The organism is Tenacibaculum sp. AWR4_210, from assembly GCF_056160945.1.
In genome coordinates this window covers 149,321-172,443 of record NZ_JBSWYF010000001.1, presented here as the reverse complement: position 1 = coordinate 172,443, position 23,123 = coordinate 149,321, and the positions used below count along the sequence as shown (strand labels likewise).

Annotated in this window: 18 protein-coding genes; 10 read left to right on the top strand and 8 right to left on the bottom strand. The window is 37.4% G+C overall.

Translation table 11 applies throughout. From position 1 onward, the window contains the following. Positions 1-977: 977 nt before the first annotated feature. Positions 978-1,418 (top strand): helix-turn-helix domain-containing protein, encoded by a 441-nt coding sequence (locus ACXAG7_RS00700; RefSeq protein WP_476665594.1) that lies wholly within the window; start codon positions 978-980, stop codon positions 1,416-1,418. Positions 1,419-3,617: 2,199 nt separating this feature from the next. On the opposite strand, the gene ACXAG7_RS00695 is transcribed toward ACXAG7_RS00700, so the two are convergent. Next, positions 3,618-4,484, bottom strand: coding sequence for an outer membrane beta-barrel protein (locus tag ACXAG7_RS00695; protein WP_408043597.1), 867 nt, complete (start codon positions 4,482-4,484; stop codon positions 3,618-3,620). 136 nt (positions 4,485-4,620) lie between these two features. On the opposite strand from ACXAG7_RS00695, the gene ACXAG7_RS00690 reads away from it, so the two are divergent. Next, positions 4,621-5,805 (top strand): class I SAM-dependent methyltransferase, encoded by a 1,185-nt coding sequence (locus ACXAG7_RS00690; RefSeq protein ID WP_476665593.1) that lies wholly within the window; start codon positions 4,621-4,623, stop codon positions 5,803-5,805. A gap of 131 nt (positions 5,806-5,936) precedes the next feature. Here the strand turns inward: ACXAG7_RS00690 and pepE are convergent, their stop codons facing one another. Next, positions 5,937-6,638 (bottom strand): dipeptidase PepE, encoded by a 702-nt coding sequence (gene pepE, locus ACXAG7_RS00685; RefSeq protein ID WP_476665592.1) that lies wholly within the window; start codon positions 6,636-6,638, stop codon positions 5,937-5,939. A gap of 55 nt (positions 6,639-6,693) precedes the next feature. Here pepE and ACXAG7_RS00680 point away from each other — a divergent pair, with 55 nt between their 5' ends. From ACXAG7_RS00680 to ACXAG7_RS00655, 6 genes are all read left to right on the top strand, one after another. Then, positions 6,694-7,248 carry a hypothetical protein gene (locus ACXAG7_RS00680; RefSeq protein ID WP_476665591.1) on the top strand — a complete coding sequence of 185 codons (555 nt, stop codon included), beginning with the start codon at positions 6,694-6,696 and terminating at the stop codon, positions 7,246-7,248. A 193-nt stretch (positions 7,249-7,441) separates the two neighbouring features. Further along, positions 7,442-8,254 (top strand): carboxypeptidase-like regulatory domain-containing protein, encoded by an 813-nt coding sequence (locus ACXAG7_RS00675; protein ID WP_408043593.1) that lies wholly within the window; start codon positions 7,442-7,444, stop codon positions 8,252-8,254. Beyond that, on the top strand, positions 8,241-9,050 hold the full coding sequence (locus ACXAG7_RS00670) for a carboxypeptidase-like regulatory domain-containing protein (RefSeq protein WP_408043592.1): 810 nt from the start codon (positions 8,241-8,243) through the stop codon (positions 9,048-9,050). The genes ACXAG7_RS00675 and ACXAG7_RS00670 overlap by 14 nt, the downstream gene beginning before the upstream one ends. Positions 9,051-9,073: 23 nt before the next feature. After that, a complete protein-coding gene (locus tag ACXAG7_RS00665) occupies positions 9,074-9,568 on the top strand; it encodes a DUF6702 family protein (RefSeq protein ID WP_476665590.1) in 495 nt (164 codons plus the stop codon). A gap of 71 nt (positions 9,569-9,639) precedes the next feature. Then, positions 9,640-11,868, top strand: coding sequence for a M1 family metallopeptidase (locus ACXAG7_RS00660; RefSeq protein WP_408043590.1), 2,229 nt, complete (start codon positions 9,640-9,642; stop codon positions 11,866-11,868). A 100-nt stretch (positions 11,869-11,968) separates the two neighbouring features. After that, on the top strand, positions 11,969-14,290 hold the full coding sequence (locus tag ACXAG7_RS00655; protein ID WP_476665589.1) for a type IA DNA topoisomerase: 2,322 nt from the start codon (positions 11,969-11,971) through the stop codon (positions 14,288-14,290). Between the two features lie 33 nt (positions 14,291-14,323). Here the strand turns inward: ACXAG7_RS00655 and ACXAG7_RS00650 are convergent, their stop codons facing one another. Continuing rightward, complete coding sequence (locus ACXAG7_RS00650) at positions 14,324-15,271, bottom strand: hypothetical protein (RefSeq protein ID WP_476665588.1); 948 nt, start codon at positions 15,269-15,271, stop codon at positions 14,324-14,326. 122 nt (positions 15,272-15,393) lie between these two features. Next, complete coding sequence (locus ACXAG7_RS00645; protein WP_476665587.1) at positions 15,394-16,452, bottom strand: hypothetical protein; 1,059 nt, start codon at positions 16,450-16,452, stop codon at positions 15,394-15,396. A gap of 242 nt (positions 16,453-16,694) precedes the next feature. Here ACXAG7_RS00645 and ACXAG7_RS00640 point away from each other — a divergent pair, with 242 nt between their 5' ends. Continuing rightward, a complete protein-coding gene (locus ACXAG7_RS00640) occupies positions 16,695-19,343 on the top strand; it encodes a T9SS type A sorting domain-containing protein (protein WP_476665586.1) in 2,649 nt (882 codons plus the stop codon). A 168-nt stretch (positions 19,344-19,511) separates the two neighbouring features. Here ACXAG7_RS00640 and ACXAG7_RS00635 read toward each other — a convergent pair whose 3' ends face one another. Continuing rightward, positions 19,512-20,177: a TrmH family RNA methyltransferase gene (locus ACXAG7_RS00635; RefSeq protein WP_476665585.1), complete on the bottom strand. Its 666-nt coding sequence runs from the start codon at positions 20,175-20,177 to the stop codon at positions 19,512-19,514. 53 nt (positions 20,178-20,230) lie between these two features. Here ACXAG7_RS00635 and ACXAG7_RS00630 point away from each other — a divergent pair, with 53 nt between their 5' ends. Beyond that, positions 20,231-20,914, top strand: a complete 684-nt coding sequence (locus ACXAG7_RS00630; RefSeq protein WP_476665584.1) for an SIR2 family NAD-dependent protein deacylase — start codon at positions 20,231-20,233, stop codon at positions 20,912-20,914. Here the strand turns inward: ACXAG7_RS00630 and ACXAG7_RS00625 are convergent. The 3 genes from ACXAG7_RS00625 to ACXAG7_RS00615 all read right to left on the bottom strand — a co-directional run bounded on the left by ACXAG7_RS00625 (position 20,911) and on the right by ACXAG7_RS00615 (position 23,081). Beyond that, a complete protein-coding gene (locus ACXAG7_RS00625; protein ID WP_408043583.1) occupies positions 20,911-21,381 on the bottom strand; it encodes a DUF6495 family protein in 471 nt (156 codons plus the stop codon). The two genes, ACXAG7_RS00630 and ACXAG7_RS00625, sit on opposite strands and share 4 nt — an antisense overlap. 68 nt (positions 21,382-21,449) lie before the next feature. Beyond that, positions 21,450-22,337, bottom strand: a complete 888-nt coding sequence (locus tag ACXAG7_RS00620; protein WP_408043582.1) for an anti-sigma factor — start codon at positions 22,335-22,337, stop codon at positions 21,450-21,452. A gap of 60 nt (positions 22,338-22,397) precedes the next feature. Beyond that, positions 22,398-23,081, bottom strand: a complete 684-nt coding sequence (locus ACXAG7_RS00615; RefSeq protein ID WP_476665583.1) for a Crp/Fnr family transcriptional regulator — start codon at positions 23,079-23,081, stop codon at positions 22,398-22,400. Between the last annotated feature and the right edge of the window lie 42 nt (positions 23,082-23,123).

Here is a 23,123-nt window from a genome sequence, read left to right as displayed (position 1 = left end):
CGTGACGAGCAACCATTAAAACACTTACTATTAGTTCTATAAGAAAATCGAGCATATAGAAAAGAGCACTATAGCGTGCGGTCGTACCTTATAAATACGAAAGCCTGAGAATTGCGTATTTGAAAATAAACTGGGTATGTATCACGTATAACGAATTCTTACGAACGACCTACTCACTCAAACTTAGCCCTTAATTACCGAGGTTAGCAATATCCAGCTTTGAACATATGTACAGAAGATTACAACTGTAATCATAAAAGCAGGCCAGATCATATTACAGAAGTAAAATACATCCGGGGAGCTCTTGTTACAAATGTAAACAATACTAGTTGACAATTGTAATTTACATATGTAATCAGTACTAACACTTTAAATAATAGCGTGTAATCCGTTATATATCAACAAATTAGAGTCAAATATCTTTAAAAAGCAGCCATTTATAGAGCTAACTATCAGTATACTAGTTATTTATACCCAAAATGGGCTAATATAGCCTCTAAATAGCGTAATATTAGCTGATTATGGCTCATTTATAACATTTGTAAACGATTTATATGCATTTAAGGTGTTTATTTATAGCTATTTAGGGGAAAAACTGTTAGTTGTTAGCATTTAGGGTACATACACTCGTATTTATACTTTGTAAACTAGTTACAATTGTAATATTACAACGATGTTTACAAATGTTCCTTTTCCACCCTCCTATTTTGTAACTTTATTATCAAATTATCCTTTTTTACGACTGTAAACAGCTCGTTTTCTCCTTAGATAGCAGATATACATTTGTATATACCGACAAAATAAGGCGTATAGATAAAACTTATACTTGATACTTAACTTGTTGATTTACAAGATTCTATGATGTCTAACTTATTGAATAACTTCAAGTTATATATACTATTCATATAATATGATTTAAACTTGTATAATATCATAATTCTATTTACATTTGTATACGAAACCTTTAAATTACATTTGTGAATTCAGAAGCAATCATCTCTCGTCTTAAAGAAATAGTACGTTATTACAATTTAACATTGTCAACTTTTGCTGATAGTATTGATGTACAACGTTCAAGTATCTCTCACCTAATGTCTGGTCGTAACAAACCGAGTTTAGATTTCGTTTTGAAGATCATTGACAATTATCCGGACGTAGATTTGTACTGGTTGTTGAATGGAACGGGTAGTTTTCCTAAAACACAAGAAATTCAGCAAGCCCCTGCTCCTAGTCCTGAAGTAAAACCAATTGAAGAGCCTCCAGTAAAGACGGTAAGTAAAGAAGCTCCTTCACTCTTCTCGACTTTTGACGCCATAGGATCTAATGAAACGAAAACGCAAGAGGTTAACACAACTAAAAAATTAGTTAAAATAATCTTATTGTACGATGATGGAAGTTTTGAAGATTATAATAAATAATAAGGTTGTCTTAGCCCGATTTTTTCCGCAGAATTTCATTTGCAAACAAGCGTATTCGTAACTATCTACAGCATATTTTAAAATATGCTATTCTCAGCAACTTACTTTTGCTCGAGATCGCGCTGTTTCTGAATAAAAGTGCGCGCTTGCAACTCCCATATGGAATACAGCGCTTGTTCCACTCCTGTTGCAAGGAGATAGATGCCGATGTACGGTATTAGCTCCCCATATAGTTTCGTATCATTTTGGCTCACTGCGAAACATATAGTAAAGTACTCTAATTCTAGCTGACGCTAACTCAAGCTAGCACACTCTTAGGTTCAACTCTTAGATATTTTGAAGAAAAGTATTGTCTCTAAAATTACGATTCAATCAAGATCAGATTTCTATTCTTTGTCATGGTACACAAAGTTAACTGGGCACTTGCTCTTGCCTATACCCTTATTGTCGGGCTGCACGTACGTATGATGCGCTGATACTTGATTTTTGTAACCAACAGCCCCTGTTTTTTAAAATACGCTACTCTCAGGAAGCGATGCACTCAAGCTTTTCCCTTATTTTAAAAGATTAGAAGGCATAGTACTAATGCAAGCTGAATCAATTTTCTTTCAATAAAAAAACCTCTTAAAACGCAAAAAAACACCCTATTTTGGATAGCGTATTTTCAAATTATCATGTGTGTGGCTACAACGATGCTACATTTTTTCTATGCTGACAGAATATACTGGCTAATCTTTGTTTTTGCTAGCTCCATCACCTACAATACCCACAGTTAATAACTAAGCATATGGCTATAGTATGTTCCATGGGATTTATAATTGTAATACACTATAAACCATTAAAAACAAATAGATTATGTTAAAAATATTACATAAATAACTAGCCCTATTACAATTGAAAGCTCTGTGCGCTGGGACACGATTGGCCCTTAGTTTTTTATTATCTTAATTTACTACGAAACATTTGGTAGAATAGTTAGATTCTAGCTGTCACTATCTCTAGGGAGTTCTCAATTACTCTGAAACATCCGCTGATTTATGGAAGAGTTTTTGCCATGCCTGCTAAGATCAATTATTGATATACCTCATAGTTGATTCCGTGAAGCTTTATTTGCTCCTGTGAATACGCTCATTGTAGACTAGTACGTCGCTATGGCCCGGCACTACTTGATTTTTGCGACCTACGCCCCATCTATTTGTAAATACGCTACTCTCAAGAAGTGTTCTTCGTGTAGAATACTCTTATTTTAACAGATTAGAAGCTATGTTCTAAAATGAAGTTAACTCTAATTTTTTCCAATAAAATAGTCTCTTAAAACGTACAAAAACACCCAGTTTTGGATGGGGTATTTTGAAATTCTCGTCTATTGTGCCCTATATCGCCCAAAAGTGGTTACAACGATTCTGAATTTTTCCATTCTGAAAGAAAATACAGGCTAATATTGGTTTTTACAGGCTTGTATCACCAAGAACACCTACGCTATGAACTAAGCTTATAGTTAAAATCTTTTCCATGGAATTTATAATTGTAACACGAATTAATTAACTGAAAACAAATAAGTTATGCGATAAATGTTACATAAATAATCAGATATATTACAATTGAAAACAATAGTTATCTCTTTATAATTGGGTTTACAATGATCACATGCGAATTTTACATCGGTTTTCCTATGAATTCTCTTTAAGTATACTTACAGAATTGCGGAAATTCCTAGTCGAAGCTAGCTACCTACAGTGTTTAATAAGTTGGGCTTGAAATTTTTACATTTTATTTGGGTCCAAAATGAAAACGCACTCTCCTATTATGATGTGATGTCCAGAATTATGACAATTTATCTAATTTTCAGCTTTGATGAAAATCGCGTATTCTGTATAACTCCACAGATTGTTTTCAAATACGCGATTCTCAGAGAGGTTGAATTTTATCAATTTTTGCTTATTTGTAAATATTGCACCTGAGAATTTTACAATCAACCAAAAAAAGAACGATCATTGTCTTTGTTATTTACTGCTATTAAAAATCAGTACTTGCTTATCCAAGATTTTAGCTTAGTAAAATTGATTCTGAATACATAAAATTGTTCTTGATCTAACAACAGCTCCAGAATTTTTTGACTCGTAAGTTATTTTAGTATGAAGGCAAAAAAAAAGAGAGACCGAAGTCTCTCCTACATACACATTATAAAAAATCAGTGGATTACTTACCAAAAGTATAAGTAATACCAAAGTTGATTCCGAATGAAGAATACGGTACTTTTTGCGATAATTGTTTCGCACCATTTTGATCAGCACCTAAAGGTAACTCATCAACGTACTCGATATTTTGATTAAAGATTGGCGCTAATGGGTTGTTCGTCGCAGCCATAATTTGACGTACTTGATCAACACTTAATGAAGCACCATTTTGTCTGATGATTGCAGAAAATTGAGACATTTCAGAAGTATCTCTTGTTACACTGATTCCCATGTATTCTGCTTCTACGAAAAAGGCAACATTTTTACTAAGGTCGTACTTATAACCAATAGCTGCGATTGCTCCCAAAGGTAATCTACCTCTGTAATCGTGTACAAAGTCAATATCTAAGGTAGTAGCGATAGGCACTCCTGGTAAAGTGTTTGCTGGCAAAGTAATTCCTTTGATACTTCCTAAAGCTTCTGTTCTACCTCCAACTTTTACTAAAGCTCCAACACGACCGTAGAAATTGTTTGTGAATTTATAAACTACAGATGCAGAAGCTCCGTAAGCTCTACCTCTTGCTTTGATATCTACTAAAGGCTGGTTAGGTAAATCAACGAATACTGATGTTTGATCTTCTCCGTGTAAATATCCCAATCCAACTTCCACACCAAATGAATTGTTGAAAAAATATCCACCTCTTAATTGAGTATGTATCCCTTCTCCATAACTTCCATAGGTATTTTCAATTCCGTTTGCAGTAGTTTTAGTTCCAAAACGCACTCCTGCACTTGGTATAGAATATCCACCACTTGCTGAAATGTAAAACTGTGCATGTGCACTTACTGCTACTAAGAACATAGCAATCAATAAAATACTTTTTTTCATATTTAACTATAGTTTTTTAATTTTCGAAGGTGGCAAACGTAACAAAATTTGAATTAATATTTAAGTTTTTTTAACGTTATTTATACTTACTTTTGCATTACTTATACTAGTATAATTTCACAGATTTTGATTATATATGAACGGAAACATCTTAGCTTCTGACATTCAAAACTTTATCGAAAAACACCTAAAATCAGACATCAATTCCCTTATTTTAAAGGGAAGTCCCTTTCAAGATGTCTCGATTCAGGAATTGGCAAATCAGATCATCGCCAAAGAAAAGTCTGAAAAAAAAATGCCGACGTGGTTTGGTACAACCAACATCTATTACCCACCAAAAATTAGTATTGAACAATGTTCTTCAGAGATTACTGCCTCCTATAAAGCGCAGTTAGTTGAAGGAACTTCCTTGATCGATTTAACTGGAGGGTTTGGTGTTGACGTTCACTTTTTTGCAAAGAAGTTTCAGCGTGTAGTTCACTGTGAAATTAACGAAGCACTTTCCGCAACGGTTGCTCATAACAACAAGATTTTAAAAAATACAGGAGTAACCTGTTTTGCTGGTGATGGCTTAGAATTTCTGAAAAATTCGGTTGAGAATTTCGATGTCATATATATTGACCCGTCCCGAAGACACGATGTTAAAGGAAAGGTGTTTTTATTAAAAGACTGCTTGCCTAATGTGCCAGAAAATTTAGATTTTCTTTTTGAAAAGGCAGCTACTATAGTACTGAAAAACTCCCCTTTACTGGATATTCAGTCCTGTAGTAATGAATTAAAGTTTATCAAGGAAATTCACGTTGTCGCCCTTAAAAGTGAGGTGAAGGAATTGTTGTTTATATTAGAAAAAAACTACACCGGTCCGGTGTCAGTTAAAACAGTAAATTTGGACGTTACTCCAGAACAGCACTTCGATTTTACTTTAGGCGCATCCCCTATTGTTGAGTATTCAGCACCCAAGCAGTTTCTGTATGAACCCAATGCCGCAGTCTTAAAATCGGGAGGTTTCCAAGAGGTCGCTGCTCAATACAAACTCAGTAAATTGCACAAGCATTCCCACTTGTATACTTCTGAAGAGTTGATCGCTCATTTTCCAGGTCGAACTTTTGAAGTCGAAGAGTGCTTTAAGTACAATAAGAAATTGGTCAAAAAGCAATTTCCAGAAAAGAAGGCCAACATAGCTATTCGAAATTTTCCCAAATCTGTTGCCCAACTGCGGAAAGAAACACAAATAAAAGACGGTGGTGACATCTATGCATTTTTTACCACTAATGTCGAAAATGAAAAAATTAGCATTCGCTGCAAAAAAATCCTTTTGTAAAAATATTCTTTGGATTTAGACGTTCTATATATGATAAGTGTCTATATCTAGATGTGTTTTTATTAGGGGAAATAATAACAAAACATGTCTGAAATCCTTGGGAACTGCCAATCCCAAGGATTTTCACTTTTTTATAGATTTATTAAGGTTCCTGACGCTAATTCTTTCGGAGCTTTTCCTTGTTCAAACAATCTGGCTGAAAGCTCTCCTTCCAAAGAAATTTCATCTCCTTGAACGCGTAGCCAACTTCCTTCTCGCAATCCTAACACCGCGGTACTGTTAAAAACGTGGTACTCTTTAATTCTCGTTTCTCTCGTTTCTCCCATGTGTGTCGAACCTCGATCCGGATCCAAATAATGAGCATTGATATTAAATGGAATCATTGCCAACGTATTAAAACTAGGCGGATAAACTATAGGCATATCATTTGTGTTCATCATAGTAACACCGCAGATATTACTTCCTGCACTCGTCCCCAAGTAAGGAGTTCCTCCGAGCAATGCTTCTTGCAAAACCTCAATCAAATCGTGTTGGTATAATTGGTTTACCAACTCAAAGGTATTTCCTCCACCTGTAAAAATTCCTTCCGCTTCAGCGACTGCAACTTTTGGATCTTCGAAACTGTGAATTCCTTTTACTGTGATGCCAATTTTTGAAAAAGCCTCAGCTGCTTTGGAAGTATAATCTTCGTAGCTTATGCCCCCAGGACGAGCAAATGGAATAAAAATCAGGGTCGACACCCCCGCGAAATGCGTTTTCAACGTAGGCAATATATATTCTAAATATCCAGAACCATGCACTGTGGAAGTGCTGGCCACTATTAAATTCTTCATGTGATTAAATTTATTCAAATCTAATTATTTTCTATTTTTGGAAAAATTTTTCTCTATGAAATCTGTTATGAAAAAATACCTTGTTTGCTGCCTTATTTTGATAGGCATCGCCGCTTGTTCAACGAGAGACCACAGAGAACTTCCTAATGACATACTAACGGACAAAACCCTGATAGGGAACTGGAAATTAGACAACTACAAAGTTTCAGGTGTTACCAAAGGGTATTATAGAGGTTTTCAGTTTGAAGGTACAGTCAGTTCATTTGGTAAAAACTACCAAATGTTTTTTACCTTTCATCACGATCATCGCCTCGAATTAAAAGGAAGGTTTACCATGGTGACCACGTCTACCACCAACAATATCACCCAAAAACTAGAACGTGATGTACAAATTATCAACGGATTTAGCAATCAGGCAACATGGGAAATTCAAAGCAATTCTATTTATATACACAGTAAAGAAGGAATTTATGAAATTCCATATACCCTACATGAATCGGGCGAAGTTGAATTGAATTTTCCGATACACCAAATCAATGATGTCAATCATATAGAAGTGCGAACACAGGGTATACAAACCGTTGAACTCGTTAAAATAGACGCGTATTGAGTTTAACATAAATTTAGAAATTTCTTGACGCTAAATTTCATCAGAACATTGTTACTTTGTTTAACACAATCAATTCGGGGACTTTAGCAGGGTTGTAAAGATTGAGATCTTCCCCAGATTCCGCTACCATGACCAGGGCTATTTCCAATAATTTAAAAAGATTTTTGTATCTTATAAAGACTAAAATTTGACCATGAAACATACTTTACTTTGCTTTTTTTTATTTTTGATAACCAGTATCACTACTGCTCAGGAGAAGAGAATTTCTATTTATGGAACTGTGTCAGATAGCGATGGTATTTTAGCCAATGTACACGTTGTTAACACCACTTCAAATATTGCTACATTTACCAATGATGAAGGGCAGTTTAAAATTCCAGCAAAACCTAACGACACCTTATTGTTTTCTTTTGTGGGATATACTACCTTAACCGTAACAGTAGAGAAGACATTTTTAGGAATCGATGAAAATAAATTCATCCTTGTTAAAACTAATTTGCCCCTGGAAGAAGTAGAAATTAGCAGGCATAATTTAAAGGGGAATCTCCAAAGTGATTTACGACAAACACCACAAGACAAAAAAGCCGAAGCTTTACAAGCGACGATGGATTTTTCAAATATTGATATGTCAGCTCCACTAAATCCTGATGAAATTGATCAAAAAGTGAAGCCTCCTGTTGTAAAGTCAGATCCTACTACATGGTTTGAAGGTGCTGGAATAAGTATTGGTGTTCCTTTTGGTAATTCTTCAAAACTTCGTGAACTTAGAAAAGATTTGGAACTGCGCCAAGGAATGCCTAAAGATTTACTTTCTCGTTTTGGAGAAAAGTTTTTTTTCAGAGACTTAAAAATTCCGGTTGACAACTATTACAACTTCCTAGAATACTGTAATCCACTGGGAATAGAAAAGTTATACAAGCAAAAAGAATACATTGCCATCCTCTCCATTTTGAGTAAAGAAGCGGAAGGCTACCTAAAATTGCAAACTAAAAATGGGCAAGAGTAAACTATGTATCGCGCTGCTGCTCTTATGCGGTCTTGCTTGTCACGGGCAAGCTGAGCGCAAATTCATGTATGCAGCTGTTAAAGATAAAATTGGTCCCGTTGCCGATGCCCATATCATCAATTTAAAAACAGGAATCGGTACCTTTACCAATGTCGATGGAGCTTTTCGAATTAAAGTTCAAGTGAATGACAGCTTACGAATAAGTAATGTCGGTTACAAAACTGTATTTTTAGTGGTAGCTCCTGAAGATTTTGGAATCCATGAAAAAGAGATTCAACTACATAAAGAGAGTATTACCCTCGATGAAGTAGACTTAAACAAAACTGATTTGGTCGGGCATTTACTTGCCGATAGTAAACGCATCAAAAAATCGAATGAGGTGAATGCCATTAGCTTAAAGCTACCTTATGCAGGAACGAAACAAATGACCAAAGCTGAAAAAGAATTACACACCGCTTCGGCCATGTCTTTTGCTTTAAACGGAGGGTTGTCGTTTGACCCTATACTAAACTGGATGTCAGGACGTACCAAAATGCTAAAGAAATTAAAAGCGATTGAAGATTTAGAAATTAAAATCAATTATCTCCGTGAAATCTATACCGATTATATAGTCATGGACTTAGAGATTAACCGAGATGATTTGGATCGTTTTCTCTATTATACAGAGGCGCAACCCGAATTCAACGCAAAATTCAGAGCAGGTAAGATGGCCATGATTCCGTATTTCAAAACAACTTCAGATTTGTTTAAAAATTTGAATCCTACCCAATACACGAACGATAGTATTAAAAAATAAATATCAAACACAGCCTAGCTACTATGAAAAAAATTGGTTTACTGATTTTACTTTCTTTTAGTTTCTTTTCTTTTACGCTGCACAAGTACTATATAGCATTGACAGAAATTGAATACGTGCCCAAGGAAGAGAGTGTACAAATGATCATGAATACCTTTATGGATGATATTGAAGTTGCCATTCAAACGGAATTTGGTAAAGAGTTAAAACTTACTACGGCACAAGAGCTTCCTGAAGCCAATGCTGTTATTTATGCCTATTTACAAAATCACTTTAAGGTCACCCTCAATGGTACTCCAGTATCCTATCGTTTTTTAGGTAAGGAAACTGAAGGTACAATCGTCTATTTTTATTTGGAAATCAAAAACATAAAATCTCTGAACAGGATTGAAATTCAAAACGATATGCTCGTAAAAAACTTCCCTGATCAACAGAATCTGATAAAAGTTAAAATAGGTAGTAAGCGTAAAAGCTTATTCCTAAATAAAAAAAATTATAAAGGTTTGTTAAAGTTTTAATAAATCACGCTCTTAACAGGGAATATTTCACTAATTTCCCGATTATTTATAAACCAAATTTTAAGCAGGAAATGAAAAAATACACAACGCTATTCTTTTCGGCCCTATTTGTCTCAGCATCGATGTTTGCTCAAGATGCTCCAAAAAAAGGACCGCAAAAAGGTCATACTGACCAGAATAAGTTTAGACAACTTAAAGATGTATTGGCGACCCCGAATGATCAACGTACGGCATCTGGTGCTCCAGGTCATGCCTATACGCAACAAAAAGTTGATTATGTAATGGATCTTCGATTAGATGAAGCCAACAACAAACTATACGGTGACGAAATGATTACCTATCACAATAATTCTAAAGATGCTTTGGAATATTTATGGGTACAGTTAGACCAAAATATGCGTGCACCAGATTCTCAAACACCATTAGCAGCGTCTAAAGGTGTAGGTGGATTTAACACTCCTGGGCGTTTTATCAACGAGAATATGTCAAAACCAAAAGATTTTGGTTACAAAATTGAAGCGGTAAAATACGCTGATGGTCGTGACTTAGCGCACACGATCAACAAAACTATGATGCGTATTAACCTTCCGAAACCATTAGCTCCGGGAGAAACTTTTAAGTTTCGTATCAAGTGGAACTACCTGATTAACAACTCTGTTGAAGACGGTGGACGTTCTGGTTTTGAGCAATTTCCTGACGGTAATAAAAACTACACCATTGCACAATTCTTTCCGAGATTAGCAGTGTATAACAATGTTGAAGGATGGCAAAACATGCAATTTTGGGGACGTAGTGAATGGGCATTAGAGTTCGGTGACTACGACGTAAAATTGACAGTTCCTGCGGATCACATTGTCGACGCAACCGGAGACTTACAAAACGAAAAAGAAGTACTTACCAAAGAGCAACGCAAGCGAATGAGTAAGGCGAGAAAATCGTTTACAAACCCAGTATTCATCGTTACTCAAGAAGAAGCTGAGGCCAACGAAAAAGAAGGAACTAACAAAACAAAAACATGGCACTTTAAAGCTAAAAATGTACGTGATTACGCATTCGCGTCATCTAGAAAATACATCTGGGATGCTATGGCTGTAAACATTAACGGTAAAACGGTAATGGCTGTTTCTCTTTATCCAAAAGAAGGAAATCCTTTATGGGAAGAGCACTCAACTCGCGTAGTAGCAAACACCTTAGAAGAATATTCTAAATTAACTTTTGATTACCCGTACTCTAAGGCAATCTCTGTACACGCCAAAGATCAAGGAATGGAATATCCAATGATCTGTTTTAACTACGGTCGTCCTAATCCTGATGGAACCTATTCTGACCGTGTTAAAAACGGAATGATCGGAGTAATCACACACGAGGTTGGTCATAACTTCTTCCCTATGATTGTAAACTCTGACGAGCGTCAGTGGACTTGGATGGATGAAGGATTGAACTCTTTTGTGGAAACCTTAGCAGAGTTAGACTACGATCCTAGCTTTAATACTGGAAATTTACCAAAAGATATCGTTCGTTATATGAGCTTAGATCAAGAGCGTTTATCTCCAATTATGTCACAAGGAGACTATGTTAAAAACTTCGGGCCTAACGCTTATACGAAGCCAGCTGCTGGATTGTATATGTTGAGACAAACAATTATGGGACCTGAGCTTTTTGATTACGCATTCAGAACTTACGCTAGACGTTGGATGTTTAAGCACCCTACCCCTGCTGACTTCTTTAGAACTATGGAAGACGCTTCAGGTATGGATTTAGACTGGTTCTGGAGAGGATGGTTCTACACTACTGATTATACGGATATCGGAATTAAAAAAGTAAAGCCTTTATTCTTAACAGACAAGCCAAACAAGAGAACGCAAGAATTACAAAAGCAATATCCTGGATACTTTGCTCGTTTAGGAAAGTTAATTTTCTTAACTGACAAAAAAGAAGACGCTAATGATAAAGATTTAGCTGAGTACATCCAAAAGTTACCTGCTGACAAAAAGGCAAATTTAAAGGCAATGCCTAAATTCATCTACCAAGTAGAATTCGAAAAACCAGGAGGATTAGTAATGCCAATCATCGTAGAGATTACCTATGCTGATGGAACTAAAAAACGCGAAACGTATCCTGCTGAAATCTGGAGAAAAGACGATACAAAAGCTTCTAAAGTATATACTTCAGAAAAAGAAATCACAAGCATCGTTGTAGATCCTGATTTAGAGACTGCGGATATCGATACTGCTAACAACAGCTGGCCTAAGAAAGAAGACAGCAAGTTTAGCAAGTTCAAGAAAAAATCAAAAAACTAAGACAATAACTCTATTGTTAACAAAACGTGGCCTAGGCCACGTTTTTTGTTTGGTAGCATACTTGAAAAAATAGTAATTTCGACTTTTAAATTAGGAGTGAATGAAAGTATGTATTGCCGAAAAGCCTAGTGTTGCCCGAGAAATAGCTAATATTTTGGGAGCCAATACCAAGCACGATGGATATTTTGAGGGAAATGGTTATGCCGTTACCTATACCTTTGGACATTTATGTACCTTGTTGGAACCAAAAGATTACAAACCTCATTGGAAAAGTTGGGATTTGAATAATCTTCCAATGCTTCCAGAACGCTTTAATACAAAAGTTTCCGGTGATAGCGGTATCCAAAAACAGTTCCGCATCGTTAAATCCTTGTTTGATAAAGCCGATGTGGTCATTAACTGTGGCGATGCCGGACAAGAGGGAGAACTTATCCAGCGCTGGGTAATCAATCAAGCAGAATACAAAGGAAAAGTTCAACGCTTGTGGATATCATCACTGACCGAAGAAGCTATTAAAGAAGGCTTTGAGAATTTAAAAAGTGATGAAGAATACAACAATCTCTTTTACGCCGGGTATTCACGTGCCATTGGAGATTGGTTACTAGGGCTCAATGCAACCCGATTGTATACTGTTAAGTACGGTAAAGACAAACAGGTACTCTCTATCGGACGGGTACAAACCCCTACGTTGGCCATGTTGGTTGCTCGCTATAAAGAAATACAACATTTTAAGCCCCAGCCCTACTGGGAATTGCAAACCAAATACAGAGACACCTTATTCTCTTGCGAAGAAGGGCGTTTCTTAAAAAAAGAAGAAGGAGAAATCTTCGCCAACAAGGTGAAAGAAGCTCCTTTTGAAATTGTTTCTGTCAGTAAAAAAAAGGGAAAAGAATATGCTCCTAAGCTTTTTGACCTTACTGGATTACAAGTTTATTGCAATAATAAATTTGGGTTTTCTGCAGATGAAACACTTAAAATAGTACAAAAACTATACGAAATGAAGGTCGTTACCTACCCTAGGGTAGATACCACATTTCTTCCCAACGATATTTATCCTAAAGTACCGGGAATTCTCAAAAACCTTACGGCCTATGCCTCCCTTACCGAACCATTACTCGGTAAGAAAATCAAGAAATCTTCAAAGGTTTTCAACGATAAAAAAGTAACGGATCACCACGCGATCATTCCTACTGGTGTTCAAATAAACTTACAGTACAACCAACAGCAAGTATACGACATTATTACCCGTCGTTTTATTGCGGTGTTTTATCCGGAGAGCGATATTGCCAATACTGCTGTAATTGGTAAAGCAGCTGATGTATCGTTTAAAACCACAGGAAAGGAAGTCCTGAGCAAAGGATGGCGTGTAGTTTATGAATACGGACAGGAAACTAAAAAGCAAGAAGGTGGCGTACTACCCACTTTTGAAAAAGGCGAACAAGGTCCGCATGAGCCATCATTTCTTGAAAAGGAAACCAAACCACCGAGGAATTATACAGAAGCTAGTTTGTTGAGAGCCATGGAAACCGCTGGAAAACAAGTTGATGATGATGAAATGCGAGAACTGATGAAAGAAAATGGGATTGGTAGACCGTCTACCCGAGCTAGCATCATAGAAACCTTGTTCAAGCGAAAATATATCGAACGTCAAAAAAAGTTGATCATCCCAACACAAACAGGAATTGATTTGATTGATATTATCGATAATGAATTGTTAAAATCTGCTGAGCTTACCGGGCTATGGGAAAAACGTTTAAAGGAAATTGAACGCGGTGATTACCACGCAGCAACTTTTATCAAACAAATGAAGCAAATGGTAGACACCTTAGTTTATGAGGTGCGTTCCAATACCTCTACCAAGAAAATATCGTACGAAGCGAGTATTCCTGTAAAAGCTCCAAAAAAGAAAGCTCCGAGCAAAAAGAAAGTAGTTGCCGGAAAAACCTGTCCGAAATGTAAAAAAGGAAGCTTACTAAAAGGGTCAGCGGCCTATGGTTGTTCGTCATATAAAGACGGCTGTGACTTTACCTTACCATTTGAATATTTGGGTAAAAAAATCTCTGACAACCAACTCATTCGCTTACTCGACAAAGGCTGTACCACGAATTTAAAAGGATGGAAAACAGAAGCCGGAAAAATTGAAGCACTCTTGCGTTTTAACGAAGATTACAGCTTAAAACTCGAACCGAAACAAGTGAGTAATGCGGCTAAAGCCACGACAGAAAGCAAGGAAAGTGATACACTCACCTGCCCTAAATGTAATACAGGAACTATTTTAAAAGGGAAATCAGCCTATGGCTGTTCAGCGTATAGTAAAGGTTGTAGCTATGTGGTTCCCTTTAGTAAGGTAAAGGAACTCGCCGCAGGAAAGGAGCTCAATAAAGCGACAGTTCGATCAATTTTACTCGATATAAAAATATAAACTTATAGCCTCGGAAGGCTATAAGTTCTTCTGCTAATAGTAAGTAAGATTTGAATTACAACGGTGATCTCCGATAAAATCAGGATTAACTTTACGAATATCACTTTTGATAGTAATCGTTTCGCTTACCATAATTGGTTTTCTGTACTGTCTTTTCAATCTCTCGTTTTTAATTGCTAATGGAAACGTTTTGTTTAATGACATTTCCACGGAACTTCGAATAAAAGATTCCTTCGTATCGAAAGTTGTCTGTGACTGGGTAGATTCATTCGCAGTATCCGAAGAATAACTCAACCTAATGTTCATTCCTTTCGTTCCCTTGAATTCACGGGTCCCCTCCTGATACAAACTATCGAGCTTAAACTCTTTTTTTGGCTTGCGTATCAGCGCTCCCAAAACCCTTTTTAATTGAACGGTATTCAAGTGAACACTCAATTCATCCATTGGATTATAGGCGTCTTTTGTTTGCAATTTATCAGCGGGCAATACGGGATTAGATTCAAAATAGATACTATCGCCTGCTATCATTCGAACGGTCCACCCCTTGATTGCCTTTAATTTTTCCAGTGCTCTTTTTTGTTTTGCCTTTTCTTTGACCGAATAATTGAGCTCAAGAGGTACTTTTTCTTTAAAATTTGTTGAATCTTCCTTCGTATTAAAATAATTGACTAAAAGAACATTATTGGTATCATAAGCAATGTCTAACAATTCAAATGTATGTACACTGTCCTTTTGAATCCACCTCCAATCACTCCTACTCATAAAGTTCGCTTTCATAGCGCTAAAAGTAGTTTTTACCTCACGCTTGACAGCAACAGTTTTTCGCATGCAAAACAGCACGGTATCCGACTTCTGATCATGAAACTTATGGTAATGTAATGCGCGTTTCTCCGCTTTGCCAGCAGTATCAGAAGTTCTGGAACAGGCCACTTGAAATAGCGCAAGGCTTGCCAACAAGACAGGGATAGACAATTTTTTCATGTATTCTCTTTTTCTTTTCACATCAGCAGTATGCTGAAGCCCTGCGAATTTATTGAATACAGCTTTAGGTTTTATTAATCTATGTTTAGAAATTTTTGCAATGTCCTGGAGCTTCAAGCTTGCTATTTAGGGCTCAAACTGCGAATTAATTTCCTAAATTTTTTATTGGTACTCGCCTTTAATTTTATCGCTACACGACGCTCTTCTCCTAAAACTTTGGTTGCCCAATACAATTGTTGACGCTTTTTTGCGACGACCAAAATTTTTGTTGCATTTTCTATATAGGGTACGGCCCTAAAATTTAAATCATCAACTACTCTAAACTCACTCCAGAAGGCATTTCGATCTTCGTACATAAAATAGACAGTAACCCAACCATAATCCTCTTTATCTTTTAGAACAACATCCCAATCTGAAAAATCGGTATCTACGAACCTGTCAATATTCACATAAGACATTTTTGTCAATGCTATATCTATAGATTCTTCTGGTTCTATATCTTTTGTCATCACTATTTTTTTCTGTACCGCAGGCATTTTATCTTTACTGATGTTGTCGCTCTTAGGGATAGCATATTCCGAGTCTTGAGCAAGCTGCCTACTGTAGTCTTTAGCAACATAACCTATGGTGTCTGAAGTTAATCCTGTGACTCGAATACCTCCCCCCACATGTATTTCGTAAAAATTCTCGTTGACAATAACAGAATCTTGTGCTAATACATCCCATTCTATTTGCCTAACACTGTCTAATACTCCGGTAAACAGATCGTTGTCTTTAATCTTATCTTTTGGAAACCCTAGATGCAACCTTCTGTCCTTCTTTGGAAATAGCTCCTGTCCTTCGCTAAAAACCTGGATTCTAAACACTCCTGAACTTTCTAATAGCTTACCAGAAGAAGTAACCGTCCTTAAATTCTGAAAAAATAATGCTTCAAATTCATAGTACTCCTCTAAACGAACGCTGATATTTTGATTTTCACTTACATCAAAATCCTCTCGATTAAAATAATAAACCGTTCCTTGCTTACCTCTAATCTCGGCAGTTTTCGCTGTTCCCAAATCAAATAGCTGCGGTTCATTATCATGAAAATCTGTAAATAAGTTGTGTATCGGAGTCTCCTCTCTTTTACAATGCACTAACAAAAGGGCCATCATAGCAACCCAGAGTAATTTTTCTTTCATAATTTATTTTTTAAGGTGAATGCCCATAAATCATGCCAATAAATAAGAAATCCTTGAAAATTTGTTTTTAGGTCTAAAATTCTCAGTGAAAGCACATCAGATAGCAACGGATAATGCGCGTTCTGAAAAGCTATGGCTAGCGAATCATTTTCTATCCCTTCTGAAATTACTGAAATCTATTTATCAATTGGTTAGCGTAAAAAAAAAGTTTACATTTGGCCTACATCAAACCCCTTATAAACATGAAAAGACTCCTAATTACCAGCCTCTTTGTGAGTATCTTAGCAGGCTGCAACTCCGGTAACGAGGAACGCACCTCCCGCCCAACAGACCATCAGCGAGAAGAGCGTAATACCAATCCAGACAAAACAGCGAGTTGGACTCCTGAACAGGCCGCTCGGCATCAGCAAATACTCACACGCTTAACACAAAAAGCAAAGGGCTTTACGCAAAACCGAGGTAAACTAACGAGCTATGCCGGAGGTAGTTTACAGGGTAAATGGACTAATCGAGGACCTAAAAATATGCCAGGTGCTTTTAAGTTCGCTGAAATGCTGGAAGGGACTGACATCCTGTACGGTGTTACACACAACCACTATGCAGGTGAATACAATTCCAAATCGTATATCTTTAAAGGGACCGTATACAACCCCAAAAAGGGAACTGGAGGAGACGATTTTGTATTGCTCACTGCTAACTGGCCCAACCGTTATGCCAATCTCTTCGCCTTTAACATAGGTACCAAAGTTAGATTAGTAGCGCATATTGAAAATGGTCCACTTTATTTTTCAGATGACCAGGGAATAAATTGGGTAAAATCTAATGGTTTACCGGCTGCAAATACGAGCTCCGCAATAAATCGCCAAGATAACCACGCTATATACGTCACCAACAACCAACGCGTATATGTTTCAACAGACTTCGGCCAGAATTTTAAAGAGTTAAAAAATTTCGGTAGTAATAAAGCCAGCTTTTTGTACACTCCACGTTACGCAAAGCAACCGAATGCGGCAACAGTGTACTTAGCACGCGCCGGTGCTTTTTATAAATTAAATGCTGCTAAAACGGACTTCGACCAACAAGGAACGTATACCGCAAACCACAATAGTAGTCAATTTAGTATCGGTGGAGATCGTCGCGCACTTTACGTTACGGCTCAAAAAAACTATTGGGTATCTACCGATGAAGGAGCGAACTGGACCGCTCGATATCCGAAAGGAAATTGGTATGGCGATCGTACAGGAAAAATGTCACCAGGAAAATTTTTAGCCATTCACCCAGAAAATCCATCTATTTCTATTGCGGGGTATGCACAACCTATACTGTCTACAGACCAACTAAAAACTACTAGTTCAACAACCACAGGTTGGGGACGCTATCAAAATGGAACCCATTTAAGTGCAGCCGATTACTACAATAGAATTCGCTTTAACTATCACCCTGATTTTCAATCGTCACATTTCTTTTACAACAGCTCTGGCGATTTGTTTTCAGCACGATGTTCGGATGGAGGGATTTTTATCTCGTATAAAGAGTGGAAAGATTTTCCTCCGGAAGGTACCGCCTTTGATAATAGTGGCTATGCCAATGCCCATTATATCAATATCAACGTACTAGGAACTGTTAACCCACTGATATACAGAGATAATATTTTTACTGGAGCCAACAACCCAAACCATATATACTACAGTACTCAAGATCAAGGAAGTGGTAGCGTTATCAATAGTAACCATACTGATGAGCTTATTGATTTCTACCAAAGTATTGGTGGTGATGGACCTCCCATTGACAGCTATGATGGTAAGCACGCTTGGCGTTGGCAACGTGAGGGAAAAAAAGTATGGGCTCCTGTTCCGGTGTATGCAACTGGAGGAGGTTTTCAATCTATTGGTAAAATCAACTCTCAATTCAACGACGCTCATACAGTTGAATTCTCTAAAAATGGCGTTATGGGCTGGGTACAAGCTTATATCGATCGCGAAGCTCCCGACCAACACATTTGGATGCTATCGCGTGATCTCAACAGAGCTAGTTGGAACGGTACTACCATGAGCAAACACAGCATTAGCAAAGGTGCCAATCACGTCGCAGCCCTCGCACAATCAGTGCAAAAGCCAAGCAGAATCTTTATGTTACAAGATGGAAAAGTATTTATTTCTGAAGATCGAGGGACTACTTTTGGGAATGGAATCGCCACTCCTTTTGCGCAAACCAACGAAGCCTGGGGTCGTGGAGATATGGGAAGTGGACTCGTACTTCCTACTGATGCGAATTGGATTTTATTTTGTGGTCCTAGTAACAATACTACCGGAAGTATCTTATCAAAAGATGGTGGTAAAACATGGAAGGATGTCACAGGCGAATTTCCTAGCGGTTTTGACGCACAAACATCGGGAATGGTAGCCAGCTCTGACGGAAGTTTCGTATTTGCAGGAACCGACATAGGTCCTTATGTTTTCGATGTTAAAAAAGAAAAGTGGTATTCACTTGCGGAAGGAATAGGCTTTTTTAATGCCATGGACGTAGATTATGTTTCGAGTAGTAATACCGTTCGTTTTGCCTCTTGGGGATCTGGTATATTAGACTTCAAAATAGATGCCAGTTCATTGAGTACTGAAAATGTAGCTGTGAATGATGCCAAAATTCAGTACTACCCTATCCCCGCTTCGAACAATATCAATATCGAATCAAAAATTGCTTTTAACAGTCCTGTTTCCTGCGCAATTTTTACCATTACTGGAGCTCGAGTAGTACAGCAAACACGGCTTGATTTTAAGGGACGACAAAAGGTGCAACTAGACGTGAGTCAGCTCGCCAACGGCCCCTACCTACTTCAGCTTAAGGATGAACAAGGAAATCGATACACTAAAAAAATTATTATTCAACACTAATAAAAAAAGCACGTTTTTAACAACGTGCTTTTTTTATTTTTCTTGATAAGGATCGTGTACTTATATCAACTAGAGAGAAGACTTTATTTACCACAACAGCATGAGTAGCTCGTACCTACGCTCCTATCTAAATAGTACTTCTCTACGCTTGACTTCCTGTATTTTGAACTACTGATCGAGATAATGGGCTATCAACTTATCTACATTCTTTATTGATTTCTGTATCCAATCTTCATAAATTTCTTGCTTCTCAGAAGCATTCAATTGCCATTCAACCCCTTCTTGTTTTGCTCTTGAAGTTACATCCTGTAAAATAATAGCCGCAGCCACGGAAATATTTAAGCTTTCCGTAAAGCCAACCATTGGGATTTTTAAAAATCCATCTGCTTCCTCTTTGATATAGTCAGAGATTCCTTCTTTCTCAACACCAAAAACAAAAGCGGACTTTTTAGTCACATCAAAATCAGGTAACAGACAAGAATCGTTATGAGGCGTCGTACCTATAATTTGATACCCTTTGGCTCTCAAATCAGCAATACAATGTGCTGTATTATTTGTCTGCTCGCGATAACGATGGATATCCAGCCATTTCTGACTTCCTTTCGCTACGTGTCTGGATACTTTATTGGTGTACCTATTTTCGATTGCATATATATCTTGAATACCAAATATATCACAAGTTCTCACCACTGCACTGGCATTATGAGCTTGGTAAATATCTTCAAGAACTACCGTAAAGTGCTTGGTTCGTTCTGCTAATACGTTTTGAAATAATGCTTTACGTTTGTCTGTAACATACCCTTCTAGGTACTTCAATAAATCCGGATTCATCATAACGCAAACATACTAATTTTTCCTATTTTAGTCCTTCGATAAACGGAATAGTCATGAAAAAACAATTAGTGGTTCTTACCGGTGCCGGGATGAGTGCTGAAAGTGGTATTAAAACATTTAGAGATGCCGATGGTTTGTGGGAAGGTCACGACATTTATGAGGTTGCAACCCCCGAGGGCTTTGCAAAAAATCCTGCATTGGTTTTGGATTTCTACAATCAACGACGCAGGCAACTACTAGAAGTAATGCCCAATTCCGGACATCAAAACTTGGTGCAACTAGAATCGAATTTCGACGTTCACATCGTTACTCAAAATGTGGATGATTTACACGAACGTGCTGGCAGCAGTTCCGTACTGCATTTACACGGTGAGCTACGAAAAGTTCGCAGTTCTATAGACGAACAACTCGTGTACTCCTGGGACCGAGATATTAGCATTGGAGATACCTGTGAAAAAGGGAGCCAGTTGCGTCCACATATCGTTTGGTTTGGTGAAGATGTACCACTTTTAAACAAGGCAGTAACCATGGTTGAAAAAGCAGATATCATTGCGGTTATTGGTACTTCTATGCAAGTATATCCTGCGGCGGGTTTAATCAACTATGCGAAACCCGATGCGCAACTCTTTTTTATAGATCCAAAACCCGCAATTAGCGAACGTGATTTTAACAATCTGAGCATAATCCGCGATACTGCGAGTTCTGGAACCCAAAAATTATTGGAAGTATTGGTTTAGGAGATCAAGGCCTCGAAATAGCGAAATAATTCGCCTTTAGAAATGGTTCCTCCTTTTTCTATGAGGTCAAAAACTTCTACATTTCGCTCTGTATGATATTTTTTTGACCCTTGTAATATTTCAACTTCAGGAGCCGTTGCATGCTGAAGTAGCCACTGATATCCCTCTTGTCCAGAAATATCGATATCCGGTTTATTCACCTGAACAACTATTCGCTTCATTTTGTCCTCATCGCAATAAAACAAATTCAACATATTCGCTGAAAAATGCTCTACATAGGCTGTACGAGTCAATACATCATCCCACACAACATCGCTAAAGACATTCATTTCCTCCTCTGCTACTTGAGGTTTTTCTTCTTTGATTTGATTCCATTCTTTTACATCGATACTTTGCGACGCGAGGAAACGCGCAAATTCTTCGTGTAAACTTTCAAATTGTTCTTTTGTTAACTGACGGTATTTCATAATAAAAAATAAGAGCAACCAAAGATAAGGTGATTGCTCTTAAACTCAAGGGGCTATTTTGCAAAAAACTATCGCATGACAGTTCCTGTGATGGCGCTTACAGGTCCTGCTCCCATGCTGTAGGTCACGTGATCATTTGCACTGTTCGATACGGCATGAGCCAATGGTTTTAAGGTAAAAGGTTTAGCACTATTGTCCGGGTCTGGTTCTACTGAGATTACGATAGTCGTTCCTCTTAAATCCGTTGGAAAAGACAATCCACTTGGGGCATTTTGAATATAATCTTCTCCTGGATAAGCGGGCCCATTCCCCATGCTTCCTTTAAATACTGAAGTAGCGGCGTTGTCATCTGCTTTTGCAGCATCTGTAAACGTCCCTGTACTCACGGGTGTTCCGTTCATCACTACCCAACCTTCGTACTTCCACCCCGCAGCTAAGCTTGGTAAATCCAACCCTTTTGCAACACTTCCTCCTGAAATGTCCAAAAACCAAACTCCACTGCGTTCATTGGTGTTATTTCCGTCCGTTGGAGTCGCTAAGATGTACTTCCCTTTAGCACTGCTAAAATCTGCAACGGTAGCAGCGCTTGAAACTGTAGCCGAATTATTTGAAAAATCACCTGCTAACAATTTCGTTGCCGATGGCGCTGGGTCCGAGTCATTCGCGGGTTCAATAGTCAAAACAAACTTACTAGCTACATCTAGTTGTGTTTTGTCTACTTGAAATGAAGTTCTCGACAGTTTACCTGCGTCATCTACCGTAAATACTCCTGTCGAAACAGGTGAACCATTTACAATTATCCATCCTTCGTATTTATAATTAGCTCCCAAGTTTTCCAATCCATTTATAGCAACGGTAAGATTTGAAGTGCTTGGTACATTTGTACTATCATCATCACTACATGCTGTAAAAACAGCTGTTGTTAAAGCCAAACAACCTAAAAGTAAATTTCTCATCGTTTTTTGTTTTATCGTTATACGACAAAGTTATTTTATGTTGTTCTTATTAAATGTTAGCTAGCTAACACTTAGGCTATTTTTTTTTAATAATCTCAGTTCTTTTCTAGTAAAATCAATGATATTCTCCTGTTTTAATTCATTCATCAACACGTTTAAAGTAGGTCGAGAAGTCCCGATTAAAGTAGCGATATCTTTTTGAGTATACGGGTGCTTGATTACGTGATCACCCGTCTCATCACACAGGTAACCGTAATCTTCACAAAGCTCATTGAAAAATTCTAACAAACGCGTGCGGGTATCTTTGTACAACAGCAGTTGTAACCTGCGTTCCAGCTTTTTAATTCGAAGTCCGATAAATTTGTATATTTTAAAACTTATCGAGGCATTTTCTCGCATAAGCTCGTATAAAGTGTATTTAGACACTGGGCAAATGGCCGTAGTATTGTCTATAGATTGTGCAAACTCGCTGCGCTTATCGACTCCTAAGATTGCCTTTTCTCCAAAAATTTCTCCTTTGGTGAGGATGGCCTTGATGATTTCATCTCCCTCTTCGGTATAATACCCAATTTTTACTTTGCCCTTATCAATCAAGTATATCTTATTGGCAGCGTCTTGTTCAAAATAGATATAATCTCGTTTCTTGTAACAGTTCAGCTGATGATCCTTTTTATAGGCCGGATACTTATGGGGGCATAAGATTTTAAACAAATTGATGTCTTCAAAATACCATAGTGCGCTCATACTGCAATGCTTTATAGGGTGTTACTTACGTAGTAAGTCTGA